General features: G+C 73.0%; 10 protein-coding genes, 1 tRNA gene, 1 other RNA gene and 1 pseudogene. 6 read left to right on the top strand and 7 right to left on the bottom strand.

The features are described 5' to 3' along the window. Positions 1–5: 5 nt before the first annotated feature. The 3 genes from purD to ffs all read right to left on the bottom strand — a co-directional run bounded on the left by purD (position 6) and on the right by ffs (position 4,123). Positions 6–1,265, bottom strand: a complete 1,260-nt coding sequence (gene purD, locus QUY26_RS20635) for a phosphoribosylamine--glycine ligase (RefSeq protein ID WP_289948792.1) — start codon at positions 1,263–1,265, stop codon at positions 6–8. Positions 1,266–1,516: 251 nt separating this feature from the next. Beyond that, positions 1,517–3,934 (bottom strand): DNA polymerase III subunit gamma and tau, encoded by a 2,418-nt coding sequence (locus QUY26_RS20630; protein WP_289948790.1) that lies wholly within the window; start codon positions 3,932–3,934, stop codon positions 1,517–1,519. A gap of 90 nt (positions 3,935–4,024) precedes the next feature. After that, an RNA gene (gene ffs, locus QUY26_RS20625) (signal recognition particle sRNA small type) lies at positions 4,025–4,123 on the bottom strand. A gap of 120 nt (positions 4,124–4,243) precedes the next feature. Between ffs and QUY26_RS20620 the strand changes: the two genes are divergently transcribed. The 4 genes from QUY26_RS20620 to QUY26_RS20605 all read left to right on the top strand — a co-directional run bounded on the left by QUY26_RS20620 (position 4,244) and on the right by QUY26_RS20605 (position 7,500). Next, positions 4,244–4,331: transfer RNA gene (locus QUY26_RS20620), tRNA-Ser, on the top strand. 1,658 nt (positions 4,332–5,989) lie between these two features. Then, positions 5,990–6,784 (top strand): hypothetical protein, encoded by a 795-nt coding sequence (locus QUY26_RS20615; protein WP_289948788.1) that lies wholly within the window; start codon positions 5,990–5,992, stop codon positions 6,782–6,784. 81 nt (positions 6,785–6,865) lie between these two features. Next, positions 6,866–7,081 (top strand): type II toxin-antitoxin system VapB family antitoxin, encoded by a 216-nt coding sequence (locus QUY26_RS20610; protein ID WP_289948787.1) that lies wholly within the window; start codon positions 6,866–6,868, stop codon positions 7,079–7,081. Beyond that, entirely contained in the window at positions 7,078–7,500 is a 423-nt protein-coding gene (locus QUY26_RS20605; RefSeq protein WP_289948786.1) for a PIN domain nuclease, read from the top strand. Before QUY26_RS20610 ends, QUY26_RS20605 begins: the two co-directional genes overlap by 4 nt. Before the next feature lie 213 nt (positions 7,501–7,713). Here the strand turns inward: QUY26_RS20605 and QUY26_RS20600 are convergent, their stop codons facing one another. Both QUY26_RS20600 and QUY26_RS20595 read right to left on the bottom strand, forming a co-directional pair. After that, complete coding sequence (locus tag QUY26_RS20600) at positions 7,714–8,691, bottom strand: CU044_5270 family protein (RefSeq protein WP_289948785.1); 978 nt, start codon at positions 8,689–8,691, stop codon at positions 7,714–7,716. Further along, positions 8,684–9,316 carry an RNA polymerase sigma factor gene (locus QUY26_RS20595; RefSeq protein ID WP_289948782.1) on the bottom strand — a complete coding sequence of 211 codons (633 nt, stop codon included), beginning with the start codon at positions 9,314–9,316 and terminating at the stop codon, positions 8,684–8,686. Before QUY26_RS20595 ends, QUY26_RS20600 begins: the two co-directional genes overlap by 8 nt. A gap of 483 nt (positions 9,317–9,799) precedes the next feature. On the opposite strand from QUY26_RS20595, the pseudogene QUY26_RS20590 reads away from it, so the two are divergent. Then, positions 9,800–10,504, top strand: a pseudogene (locus QUY26_RS20590) (sensor domain-containing protein); the annotation flags it as partial. On the opposite strand, the gene QUY26_RS20585 reads toward QUY26_RS20590, so the two are convergent. After that, entirely contained in the window at positions 10,441–11,442 is a 1,002-nt protein-coding gene (locus QUY26_RS20585) for a DMT family transporter (RefSeq protein WP_289948780.1), read from the bottom strand. The pseudogene QUY26_RS20590 and the gene QUY26_RS20585 overlap by 64 nt on opposite strands. A gap of 93 nt (positions 11,443–11,535) precedes the next feature. Here QUY26_RS20585 and QUY26_RS20580 point away from each other — a divergent pair, with 93 nt between their 5' ends. Beyond that, complete coding sequence (locus QUY26_RS20580; RefSeq protein WP_289948779.1) at positions 11,536–12,516, top strand: LysR family transcriptional regulator; 981 nt, start codon at positions 11,536–11,538, stop codon at positions 12,514–12,516. Here QUY26_RS20580 and QUY26_RS20575 read toward each other — a convergent pair. Beyond that, positions 12,513–13,076 carry a GNAT family N-acetyltransferase gene (locus tag QUY26_RS20575; protein ID WP_289948777.1) on the bottom strand — a complete coding sequence of 188 codons (564 nt, stop codon included), beginning with the start codon at positions 13,074–13,076 and terminating at the stop codon, positions 12,513–12,515. The genes QUY26_RS20580 and QUY26_RS20575 overlap by 4 nt on opposite strands. Positions 13,077–13,136 lie beyond the last annotated feature (60 nt).

The raw sequence follows: 13,136 nt of genomic DNA, 5'->3' as shown, positions 1-13,136 counted from the left end.
CGGGGTTACGCGGCGCCGCCCCGCGCCGCCTGCTCCGCGATGTCCGTGCGGTGCTGGGAGCCGTCGAGGCGTACGCGGCCGACCGCCGCGTACGCGCGTTCGCGGGCCTGCGCGAGGTCGGCGCCGGTCGCCGTCACCGAGAGCACGCGGCCGCCCGCGCTGACGATCGCGTCGCCGTCGCGCCTGGTCCCCGCGTGCAGGACGTACGCGTCCGGGGCGTCCTGGTCCGCGACGTCGGCGAGGCCTTCGATGGGGTCGCCGGTGCGCGGCGTACCGGGGTAGTTGTGCGAGGCGATGACGACGGTGACGGCCGCGTCGTCACTCCAGCGCAGCGGCGGCAGGTCGGTGAGCGTGCCGTTCGCCGCGGCGAGCAGGAGGCCCGCGAGCGGGGTCTTGAGGCGGGCGAGGACGACCTGGGTCTCGGGGTCGCCGAAGCGGGCGTTGAACTCGATGACGCGCACGCCGCGGCTGGTGATCGCGAGTCCGGCGTAGAGGAGTCCGGAGAACGGGGTGCCGCGGCGGCGCAGTTCGTCGACGGTCGGCTGGAGCACCGTCTCCTGGACCTCGTCGACGAGCTTCGGGTCGGCCCACGGGAGCGGCGAATAGGCGCCCATGCCGCCGGTGTTGGGGCCTTCGTCGCCGTCGAGGGCGCGCTTGAAGTCCTGGGCGGGGCGCAGCGGGACGACGGTCTCGCCGTCGGTGACGGCGAAGAGGGAGACCTCCGGGCCGTCCAGGAACTCCTCGATGACGACGCGTCCGCAGGCCAGGGCGTGCGCCCTGGCCTGCTCGATGTCACTGGTGACGACGACGCCCTTGCCCGCGGCGAGGCCGTCGTCCTTGACGACGTACGGCGCGCCGAAGGCGTCGAGGGCCGCGTCGACCTCTTCGGGGGTGGTGCAGACGTAGCTGCGCGCTGTGGGTACGCCCGCGCCCGCCATCACGTCCTTGGCGAAGGCCTTGGAGCCCTCCAGCCGGGCGGCCTCCTTCGACGGCCCGAAGCACGGGATGCCCGCTTCCCGCACGGCGTCGGCGACTCCGGCGACGAGCGGCGCCTCCGGTCCGACGATCACCAGCGCGGCGTCGAGCTTCTTGGCGAGCCCGGCCACGGCGGCGCCGTCGAGGGCGTCGACCGGGTGCAGCTCGGCCACGTCCGCGATCCCGGCGTTGCCGGGGGCGCAGTGCAGGGCGGTGACCGCGGGGTCGAGGGACAGGGAGCGGCACAGGGCGTGTTCGCGGGCACCGCTGCCGATGACGAGGACCTTCACGGGGGTCAGCCTAGCCCGGCGGGCGGGGTGCCTTTGTTCGGGCGTCCGAGGCACGGGCGGCCTGAGGCTTGTGGGTTTCTCCAGGTGAGGGGTGCGGAGCTGGGGATTCCCTGCTCATCGCCCGGTGGTGCGCTCCTCTCGTTGGCCGGTGGTGCGCTCCGCTCGTTGGCCGGTGGAGTGCTCCACTCGTTACGCATGGCCCGCTGGGGTACCCCCGCCGCTCCTGCCCGCTGGAGCCCCCCGGCCGCTCATTACTCGTTGGGGTACTCCTCGACCACCGTCGCGCCCAGCTCCCGGACGATCAGCTCGTGGCCGGAGAGGGCCGAGTCGACCAGGTCCGGGTCGTCGTCCTCGGGGATGTCGTCCTCGGGGGCGACGTGCTCCGGGGCCCTGGACGGAGGGGCCTGGGCGGGCGCCGGGGCCGAGGGGCGCGACGGGCCCTGCGGGGAGGCGGAGGGCGCGGACGCCGACGGGGCGGGGCCGGACTGCTGCGGGGCGGGGGACGGCGACGGCGCGTGGGACTGCGGCGGCGCGGGCTGCTGCGGGGCGGGGCGGGGGGCCACCGGGGCGCCGCCGAATCCGCTCGCCGCGGGCGGCGGTGCCGAGCCGCCGGAGGGGTCGACGATCGCCTCGACCTTCCACTGCACCCCGAACTGCTCCGACAGCGCCTGCCGCAGGACGTCCTCGCTGCCGCTGGACGCGAAGTTGTCCCGGGCACCGGCGTTCACGAAGCCGAGCTGGAGCGTGGTGCCGTCGAACCCGGCCACCTGGGCGTTCTGGCTGAGCAGGATCCAGGTGAAGCGGCGGCGGTTCTTGACGGCGTCGAGGATGTTCGGCCAGAGGGAGCGGGGGTCGGGGCCACCGCCCGTGTACGCGGCGGCGGGGGCGGCCGGGGCCGACTGCGCCGGGGCCGCGGGGACCTGCTGCGGGGCCTGGGCGGGGGGCGCGGCGGGAGCCTGCGCGGGGCCGCCGCCCGCGGGGGCCGCCGTCGGCCAGCCGCCCGGGCGGTTCGCCGCGGCCGCGGGGGCTGCGGGCGCGGGCCCACCGGCCGGGCCGCCGGTCGCGCCACCGCTCGGGGCCGAGGCACCGCTGCCCGGTGCGGAGGCCGTGGGCCAGCTTCCGGGGCGGGTGGCCGCGGGGGCCGGGGCGGTGGGCTCGGCGGGGGCCGGGGGTGCGGCCGGGGCGGGGGGCTGGGGGGACGGCGGGGCCTCGGGGGCGGGCTGGGCGGGAGCGGGCTGGGCGGGAGCGGGCTGGGCCACGGCGGGCGGGCCCCCGGCTTCGGCACCGACACCAGCGCCGGAAGCCGCGCCAGAAGCCGGACCGGAACCCGCCCCAGAACCCGCACCGGCGCCCCGTACCGCCGCCCGAGCCGCGGCCGCGCCGCCCCCGGGCGGGACGTCCGGGCCCGGCGACGGCATCGCGACGCCCGGCTGCCGCACGGCGGCGTGGGCCTCGGGCCCGGGCACGTACCCCATGGCGGGAGCGCCGGCGGGCCCCGCGGCCATGAAGTTGCCGCCGCGCTCCAGGCGGTCGAGGCGGGCCATCACGGAGCGCTCGTCGTCGTACGCGGCGGGGAGCAGCACGCGGGCGCAGATCAGCTCCAGCTGGAGGCGGGGCGAGGTGGCGCCGCGCATCTCCGTGAGGCCTTCGTTGACGAGGTCGGCGGCGCGGCTCAGCTCGGCGCCGCCGAACACCCCGGCCTGGGCCTGCATGCGCTCCACGACGTCGGCGGGGGCGTCGATGAGGCCCTTCTCGGCGGCGTCGGGCACGGCGGCGAGGATCACCAGGTCCCGGAGCCGCTCCAGGAGGTCGGCGACGAAGCGGCGCGGGTCGTTGCCGCCTTCGATGACGCGGTCCACGACCTCGAAGGCGGCGGCGCCGTCACCGGAGGCGAAGGCCTCGACGACGGAGTCGAGGAGCGAGCCGTCCGTGTACCCGAGCAGGCCCGTCGCCATGGCATACGTCACACCGTCCTCGCGGGCGCCCGCGAGGAGCTGGTCCATGACGGACATGGAGTCACGCACGGACCCGGCGCCCGCGCGCACGACGAGCGGCAGGACGCCGTCCTCGACGGGGATGCCCTCGCGCCCGCACACCTCGCCGAGGTAGTCGCGCAGGGTGCCCGGGGGGACGAGCCGGAACGGATAGTGGTGCGTACGCGACCGGATGGTGCCGATGACCTTCTCGGGCTCCGTCGTCGCGAAGATGAACTTGAGGTGCTCCGGCGGCTCTTCGACGACCTTCAGGAGGGCGTTGAAGCCCGCCGACGTGACCATGTGGGCCTCGTCGATGATGTAGATCTTGTACCGGCTGGAGGCGGGCCCGAAGAAGGCCTTCTCGCGCAGGTCACGCGCGTCGTCCACACCACCGTGCGAGGCGGCGTCGATCTCGATGACGTCGATGGAGCCCGGCCCGTTCCGCGCGAGGTCGCGGCAGGACTGGCACTCGCCGCACGGGGCGGGAGTGGGACCTTGCTCACAGTTCAGACACCGGGCGAGGATGCGCGCGCTCGTCGTCTTGCCGCAGCCGCGCGGGCCACTGAACAGGTACGCGTGATTGACCCGGTTGTTGCGCAGCGCCTGCTGCAGCGGGTCGGTTACATGCTCCTGCCCGATGACCTCGGCGAACGACTCCGGGCGATAACGGCGGTACAGCGCGAGAGACGACACGTGTACGAGGTTATAGGCGCCCACTGACAACCCGGACCGCCCCGGACGAAGCCCCCGCCCCCACCGGCCCCACCGCACCCGGGCCCCGGAACGCAAAGCGCCCCTCACGCACCCGCCAGAGCCGACCTACCCTTGCTGCCTTCCGGCCCTGGGGGAGTTCAGTCAGATAGCGCCACGTGAGGGGCTGGCCCCCACCCTAGCCGATCCCGGGGGGTGCGAACGAGCCCGCTCCCCGGACACGAACGCGGCAGGTCCCCCAGACCGGAACGCGTTCGCGAGCACTCCCTCGCGTCTTGTATTGTTTGCGGCGGAGGATTCGCCTAGAGGCCTAGGGCGCACGCTTGGAAAGCGTGTTGGGGGCAACCCCTCACGAGTTCGAATCTCGTATCCTCCGCCAGTGCCTCACCGGGCACGATGTCGAAGGGCCCCACCGCTTGCGGTGGGGCCCTTCGACGTTCTCCGTCTCGGTTTCCGTCTCAGTCGGCCCCAATCGCCGGGCGCGGCTCGAGACACGGCGCCACCGCCCCCGCGCCTCAGACGTCGGCGAGGTCTTCCCCGCACGTCGCGCCTACCGGGTCGCAACGGTCGCCGCGCGAGGCGCGCCCCATCGGCGTCCCGCGCCGTCGAGGCCCCTCTTGCGGCGGCGCGAGCGGTCGGGCCGGTCCCCGCCGGTGCCGGTCTCCAGCTTGGGCATATCGCGGCTGTCAGTCGAACAGGAGAAGTCAGCGCCTGGAGGCGCGGGAGCATGCTGGGGGCATCTGTCGTGCCACGGCCCGATGGCCGAGACCCGGATCGCCGCAGCGGTGCGGGAGAAGGTGGACGACCACGCGCCATATCCGGGCGCCGTACCGCTCGTCGTGGCCCTGGCCTGTCACCCCTGGGTGGGCTTGTCCGCCGGTTTCCTCGACACACTCGTGGCGGGCGGGCCGCGCGTGCAGTTCCACCAGGACGTAAGCGATCAGCTCTGCCCCGAACCGTTGCCCGCCCCTACGACCCACGCTGCGGCGTGGGTGCCACCGCAGGAGCTGGCCGCCGTGTTGTGGATCGACAACGTTCCGCCCTTCGACGGAGCGTGGTGGCCCGGCCCAACAGCGTGGTGCCCCTGGCCGGAGCTACTCCCTCCGCCTCGTGAACAGGGCTGATTCGACTCATCCAGGGCTCGGCACAGACCGAACCGTGGTCTCGGTCCCGGTCTTGTTCACCACCGTCCGGCGCTGTCCGGCGTCCCCTCCCCTGAGCACGCAGCCCCAGGTCAGTACACCCACGACCACCACCGGACGGCCGCACGAAGACTTGGAAAGCGTGTTGGGGGCACCCCCTCACGAGTTCGAATCTCGTATCCTCCGCACCCGGCAAGACCGCTCCGGCTCTCGAACTGTCCTGCCGCCCAAGGCTTCCGAAGCATCGACTGAGCGTTACGCGACGCTTTTTTCGGACGACAACCGGAGGCACCATAGCTCTATGGACAGTGGCGCCAGAGTCCCGTCGTCGCCTACGCCTTTGGCCCGGCCGAAGCGACGCAACGCGGCGCTCGGACTGTTCGACGACCCCGTGTACCGGGACTGGGCGTTCTGGATGACCATCGGCTGGGGGCTTGTCGCGGCCGCCTCCATTCCGAGCAGCAAAGAACCGAGCGCTCTACCGACATGGCTGGACACCCTCCTCGCCGTCGTCGTGTTCATCGCACTGTTCGGCATCTTCCCGGCTTGGCTGCGACTGCTCTTCCGCCGATGGCGGAGGCGGCGACAGGAGGAGCCACCCAGCACGGTGCCACGGGTGCCGGCCCAAACCGCTGGGCCGGCACCCGTACGGCCGCCTCGGCCCGGTGGGCCGACACCGCCCTCCGGGCGCGCCCCACAACGCCCGGTTACCCACGTGCCGACTCCTCAGCCGTCGCAGGCTGTGCCGATCAGCAGTGTGCACCGGGAAGACGGCCGTCATCCTCCGCGCTCCTCACAAGCACCCGTGACCGCCCGGGAATCCTTGCCACACCCCCTCGCCCGCGCCGTACGAGCGCTCCAACGGGCACACACCCCGAAGGAACAGTACGAGGCAGTGCTCGAGGCTGCCGAGATCCTCGCCATCACCCTCGCAGTCACCGGGGCAGCGCTGCTTCGAGGGCAGGTTGATGGCCGTGTCGCCGGTGACAGTGATCAGCGAGATCGAGCGCGGCAGGGGCTGACCGCGCTGCGAAACGCATTCCTCAAGCGCACCACCTTCGGGACGTGGACGAATTGGCTCGACCAGCACCTCGGGCCGATCGCCGACACCCAGCCCGACCTGACCCCCGGCCTTCGGAACGCCCTCCAGGGCGACGGCCAGGCTCCAGGGATCCTCACGGATCTCCGGGCCCTGCAGAACGAACGCAACCGCACATCGCACGGCGACAAGCCCCGGAGCCCGCAGGAATCCGCTCTGCGCGTGGCCGAGTTCAGACCGCATCTCGAACGGGCCCTGCGAAAGGCCGAATTCCTCAGCGGCACTCGGTGGCTTCTCACGATTTCGTGTAGTTATCGGCCGAGACCGCGAGCCTTTGAAGTAGTCATGCAGTGCGTAACGGGCGACCACCCCGATTTCGAGTGCCAGTCCTTCACATGGGCTGAGCCTGTCGCCAACGACACGTTCTACGTGCTGAGTCCAGCGGGTCCACTCACCCTGGCGCCCCTCGTGGCCAGCCTTCTGTGCGATCAATGCAAGCAGATGGAGATCTGCTACGCCTCCTCGGTCGATCGAAGCACTGGGGCGGCAGTGTTCAAGAGCTTCGCCCGGGGTCATGAGATATCCGCCCCCGAGTTGGGCGACGAGATCCGCATGCTGCCCGATGGCCGACCGGACGAGGGCTCGCCGTAGGCGCCACTCTCTGCAACTCACACGTACGACACCTCGCGAGATATACTCAGTGGCACATTAGGTATCTATGGAGGTGCGTCGATGACCCGGACCGTGATCGATCTCGACGACGGCCTGGTCGCCGACGTGGCCAAGGCTCTGGGCACCAGCACCAAGAAGGAAACCGTCAACACCGCCCTGCGCGAGGTTCTGGAGAACCGGCGGCGCGCGCTCGCGCTGGCGCGGCTGCGGACAACGGCCGACGAAGGTGCCTTCGACCTGGATCTCTTCGAGGACAAGCGGAACTACCGCAGGTGAACGCGGCACAGTTCCTGATCGACACCAGCGCGCTCGCAAGGTTCATGCGCGCTGACGCCGAGCAATACGGCTGGGACCAGGCCGCAGCAGCTGGGCTGATCGCAACCTGCCCCATCACGGAGCTCGAATTCTGCTACAGCGCCCGATCCGCCGCGGATCGGGCGAAGGGCATCGAGGACATACGGCTGCTTTTCGGCTGGGTGCCCGTTGACGACCGAGCCCACGACCGCGCATGGCAGGTCCAGGAGGTACTCACCAAGCGCGGGCAGCACCGTAGCGCCGGAGCCGTTGACCTCATCGTGGCGGCCACCGCAGAGCTTCAGGGACTGACTCTGCTGCACCGCGACCGCGACTTCGACTGCATCGCCGCCGTCACCGGTCAGGCACTGCAGTGGTACGGGCCCGAACCGGGCAAGTAACCGGTGCGCGGTCGCGGTTCCGGTTGCGTTCACCTTCGAATCTCGTATCCTCCGCCAGTGCCTCACCGGGCACGATGTCGAAGGGCCCCACCGTTCGCGGTGGGGCCCTTCGACGTGGGCCCTTCGACGTGTGGGCCCTTCGACGTGTGGGGCCGCCGACGGCCGGCTGCCGGTTCCGGCGGCCCCGCGGGTCCTGGCCTGAGGGACAGCGGACTACGGGCGCTGCCTCACCCGGTCGACGATCCCCCAGGCCACCACGTGCGACAGCTGGCCGTACTTCTTCTTCCCGTCAGCCGAGACCCGCTCGTCGCGGAAGCCCAGGAACTCATACGACGCCGGGTCGAAGATCAGGTACTTGCTCTTGTAGGAGCCACGCCCGGTATGGGCGATCCCCACCCCGGTCCGCCCGGCGGAGTCCTGCACTCCCGGGATCGTCCTGACGCCGGGCACGAGGGCCAGCGCCTCGTATGCCGCGGGGCGCAGTCCCTGGGGCAGGACCGGGTTCTTCAGGAGCTCGCCGAGCAGCCAGTAGGCCTCGTACCGATTGAGCTTGTCGAGGTCGCTGACCGGCCGGTTGTCGGACCCGTCGCGGGAGCCGGAGGAGACGATGGTCCAGATGAGCTTCTCCGGGTCCTTGGGCAGCTTCTTCAGCTCGCTCCACTTCCGGGGCGGCCACACCCCGCCGCCCTTCCCCGCGGGCTCCTCCCACATCTCGCGGCCCAGCTCCATGGACAAGGAGGGCTTGGAGACGTCCACGGAGTCCCACATCTCGTCGGTGTAGGTCTTGACCTTTCCGGTCTTCTGCTCCGTCTCCTTGATGATCCGCTTCGAGTAGATGAACTGGTCGTCGCGCGGCGCCACCGGCTCCTTCTCCCGCTTGCGCTCCCACGCCGCCGCCCCGTTCAGCACCGTCGCGGCGGCGATCTTCACCCTCGGGGTGCTCGTGCCCGGTGCGCCGCCCTCGCCGGAGCCGTCCGTGCCGATCAGCACCGCCGTCCCCGTGACCGCCGTGGCGACCGCCGCGGCCGCCACGAGGCGCAGTGCGTGGCGGCGACCGGGGCCGGGGGCGGTACGCCGGTCCGCGTGGGCCATCGCGTTGAGCAGCTGGTGCCGGGCCCGGTCCCGGGCCGGACCGGTGAGGGGGGTCGCGTCCGCGTCCCACTCCCTCAGGAGTTCGAGTTCGTCATTCATGGTCGGATACCTCTCGCAGTGCCGTCGGATTGGATCCGCCCAGTGCTTCGCTCAGCTTGCTGCGAGCCCGGTGCAGCCGAGATCTGACCGTGCCCACGGGGATACCAAGGGCCTGGGCCGCCTCCCCGTAGCTGAGATCCCCCCACGCCACCAGCAGGAGCACGTCCCGGTGCCGAGCGGGCAGCGCGGCCAGCGCCGCCGCCAGCTCACGGCGTACGGCCCGCGCCACCACCCGGTCCGCGGCCCGGTCGGCCAGCGGCTCGTCGTGGTCGGCGGGGGCCGGGACCCGGGCCATGGCCTTGAACCGGCGGGCCTCGGCCCGCCGGTGCCTGCCGACCAGGTTGGTCGCTATGCCGAACAGCCAGGGCCGGGCGTCGGTGCCCGCGCCACGGTCCGGGTCGTAGCGATGTCGCCGCTGGAACGCGGTGGTGAAGGTCTCCGCCACGAGGTCGTCGGCGACCTCGCCGCCGAGGCGGCGGGCCGCATAGCGGTGCACGGCGTCGGCGTGCCGGTCGAAGAGCACGGCGAACGCCTCGGGCTCGTCCCAGGACCGCGCGATCACTGAGGCGTCGCTCTCGGCGTCGGCACGCGGGGTGCCGATGCCGACGCCTGGTACGACGGTCATCGGGGCTCCTCTCGTCCAAGGGACGATGCTCGAATACTTGGGCTTTCACCTGTCCTTCGCCCCTCGCGCCGAAGCGGTTCCCTCAGCCCCCTTCGACGACGCCGTGGTCGGAGCCTTCGTCATGTGCGAGAGGTCAGCCGGCCGGCGGCCGGGGCACGGTGGGCACGGGCCGCCGCACGCCGATGCTCAGTGGTCGTTGATGAAGCCCGCGGTCTCCAGGAGTTCCGGGCTTCCGGAGTTCCGGGCTTCCGGAGTTCCGGAGTTCCGGAGTTCCGGACTTCGGAAGGGCCCTTCGCTGCTTTTCGGCCGCGACGCCCGGTGGTGCCCGCGGCCCGCCGTCCCGCGGGCGGGGCGAAGAGGGGTGCTGGGTACACCCCCGGACACCGTCTCCCCCTATGCCCTCGCGCCCGTCCACGCAGCAGAGTCGGGGATGTCAGCACGGTACGTCCCCTGCCGGGCGAACAGACGAATACGAGGCCCCTGATGACCATCGGCACCCTCCCCCACACCCACACCCACACCCACACCCCCGCCCCGACCCCGACGCCCTCCACGGCCCCGGTCCAGGAGCCCGTTCCCTCCGCGCGTCACGAGTCCCCGGGCCCCGCCTCCCCGCGCCCCTCCTTCTGGCGCGCCCCCTTCGCCGCCGTCACCTTCCGCGAGTTCGGGTACACGCTCGTCTCGCTGCCGATCGCCGTCGCCGGTTTCGTCTTCGCCGTCACGCTGTTCTCACTGGGCGCGGGGCTCGCCGTCACGCTGCTCGGGCTGCCCGTGTTCGCGGTGATGCTGGCCGGGGCGCGCGGTCTCGGCGCGGTCGAGCGGCGGCGGGCGCGGGTGCGACTCGGCGTCGAGGTGGCCGGGCCCGCGGCCGTGCGGGCGGGGGACGGCGGGGTCTGGGCGCGGGCGCTGGCCCGGATCGGGGACGGGGCCGGGTGGCGGGCGCTGGTGTTCCAGATCGTCATGTTCCCGTGGCGGGTGACGAGTTTCGTGGTGGCGCTGACGCTGTGGGTGACCGGCTGGGCGGTCGCGCTGTTCCCCGCGTACTCGTGGGTGTTCGCGCGCTACACCGACTGGCCGGGGTACCGCCTCTTCGACTACACGTCCGGCGGCGAGCACCACGCGTACTACATCGAGTCGCCCTGGCAGGTCGCCGGAGTCGGCGCCGTCGGCTGGCTGCTCGTGCTGCTCACGCCGCTGGTCGTGCGCGCGCTCACCGGTGTGGACCGGGCCGCGGTGCGGTCGCTGCTCGGCAGGTGAGGCTCCGGCCGGGTGCGGGCCGTCGCCACCCGGGTCAGCCCCACCCCCACGAGCACCACCGCCATCCCGGCCAGCACCCGTACGCCGACCTCCTCCCCCAGGACCAGCGCGCCGAGGCCGACCGAGACGACCGGGAGCAGATAGCCGACCGTGGCCGCCGCGGTCGGCCCCTCGTCGGCGATGAGGCGGGAGTTGAGGTGGAAGGTGAGGCCGGTGCCGAGGACGCCGAGGGCGACGAGGGCGAGGACGCCGGTGAGGGTCGGCGCCGACTCCGTGTGCGGGCTCGCGGGCAGGCCGAGCGTGGTCAGGCCGGTGGCGGCGAGGAGTTGGGCGGCGGAGAGGGCCAGGGGCGGGGTGCCGTGGCCGATGAGGTGGCGGGCCATGTACGCGAAGGCGACGGCGTAGCTGACGGCGGCGGCGAGGAGCGCGAGGGCGCCCCAGGTCGCGAGCCCCGACTGCTGCCAGGGCGCGAAGATCAGCAGGGTGCCGCCGAAGCCGAGCAGGAGACCGGCGAGCCGCTTCGGGCCGAGCCCCCGCTCGGTGCCGAGGAGCAGCCCGAGTCCCAGGGACCACAGGGGGGTCGTGGCGTTCATGACGCCCGCGACGCCGGAGTCGACCGTCTGTTCGCCGATGCTGAACAACAGGAACGGCAGCGCGTTGCAGAACAGGGCCGCCACCAGCAGATGGCCCCAGATCCGGCGGGCGCGCGGCAGGCGCTGGCGGGCCGAGCGGGCCAGGACCAGGAGCACCGCGGCACCGAGCGCGCAGCGCACGATCGTCACGTGCAGCGGCGCGATGCCGCCCTCCAGGGCCAGCTTGATCCACAGGAAACTCGAGCCCCACAGCAGGGCGAGGACGGCGATGCGCATGCCTCGACGGTGCCCCGGCCCCATTCGTAAGACAAGCGAAAAGATTCGAAGGCAGATTTAAGCTGTGCTGTATTCGGGGCGTACGCTGGCGGCATGCTCGACATGCGGCGCATGCAGATCCTGCGGGCGGTCGTCACCAGCGGCTCGGTCACCGCGGCGGCCCGGCACCTCGGCTACACCCCGTCCGCGGTCAGCCAGCAGATGGCGGCCCTGGAGAAGGAGGCGGGCACCCCGCTCCTGGAGCGCACCGGACGCGGGGTGCGGCCCACGGACGCCGGGCTGCTCCTGGCCGACTGCGCGACCTCCATCGGCCTGCACGTCGCCCGCGCGGAGACAGCCCTCGCCGACCTGCGGGCAGGCCGCACGGGCCGGATCTCGGTACGGTACTTCGCCACCGCGGGCGCCCGCGTCGCCGCGCCCGCCCTGGCCCGGCTGCGCCGCGAACACCCCGGCGTGCGGGCCGAGTTGCGCCTCACCGACCCGGACGACCCGCTGCCCGAGGTGAAGGCGGGCCGCACGGACGTGGCCCTCGTGGTCCGGCGCCACGACGCGCCCCCGGTCGACGGCATCCGCTTCGTCCACCTCCTGGACGACCGCTACCGCGCCGTCCTTCCCCCGGCCCACCCCCTCGCCGCCCGCCCGGAGCTGCGGCTCAGCGACCTCGCCGAAGAGCCCTTCGTCGGCAGCGAGTTGCCGGGCCCCTGCCTGGACGCGGTCCTCGACGCGTGCGGGTCGGCCGGGTTCACCCCGGACTTCGTGGTGGAGAGCGGGGACTACGCCACCGCGCAGGGGTTCGTGGCCGCCGGGGTGGGCGTCGCCCTGGTGCCGGAGATGGGCCTGGTCACGGCGCCGGGCACGGACGGGGGCCGTCCCGCGTGGGTCGTACGCGAGGTCCGCGATCCGGAGCCGGTGCGGTCGATCTGGGCGGCGGTACGGGCGACGGCGCCGCGGGGGCCGGTGCTGCGGGCGTTCCTGGGGGCGCTGCGGGACGCGGCGGCGGAGGCGAGCGGGGCGGACGGGTCCAGTGGGGCGGACATGACAGCCGAGGCGGGCGTGACGAGCGGGACGGCCTAAGCCGACGCCGACCCCGGCCCTGCCGCCGACGCCGACCCCGGACCCGCGTAACACCGCACCCGCACCGTCTGCCGCGCGCTCCACCGCTGCTCGCCGACCCCGAGCAGCTCCCAGCCCGCGCGCTCGTACAGCGCCACGGCCCCGGTGTCCGTGGCCACCACGTCGAGCACCGGCCACAGCCCCCGCTCCCGCGCCGCCCCCGCCACCCGGTCGAGGAGCACCGCGCCGATCCCCCGCCCCCGTGCCGTCGACCCCACGAACAACCGGCTGACCACTGCCGTGGAGCCGTCCCGCGCGCCCCACATCCCGGGCGCCACGTCGTCCGCCGCCGGCCCACAGAGCGCGACGTGCCCGACGACGTCCCCGTCGGCCTCGGCCACCCAGGCCCCGAGCAGGCCGGACGGCGTCAGCCAACCGGCCGGGTCGGCGGGCCAGTTGGTGGGGTAGCCGTCGCCGGCGTGCACGTCGGCGAGGACGTGCGCGCAGGCGTCGAGGTCGGCGGGGGCCCGTCCCCGTACAAGAAGATCCACGGCTTCGGCACCCTCGCGTCGGTCGCTCATCCGGGCATGGAAACACACGCCCCGGGCGCCCGGCGCGCGAGTTTCCCACCGCCCGCCGCC

Source organism: Streptomyces flavofungini (assembly GCF_030388665.1).
In the GTDB taxonomy this organism is placed as follows: Bacteria; Actinomycetota; Actinomycetes; order Streptomycetales; family Streptomycetaceae; genus Streptomyces; species Streptomyces flavofungini_A.
The sequence above is the reverse complement of the archived record's forward strand: the minus strand, read 5'-3'. Positions and strand labels throughout refer to the sequence as shown.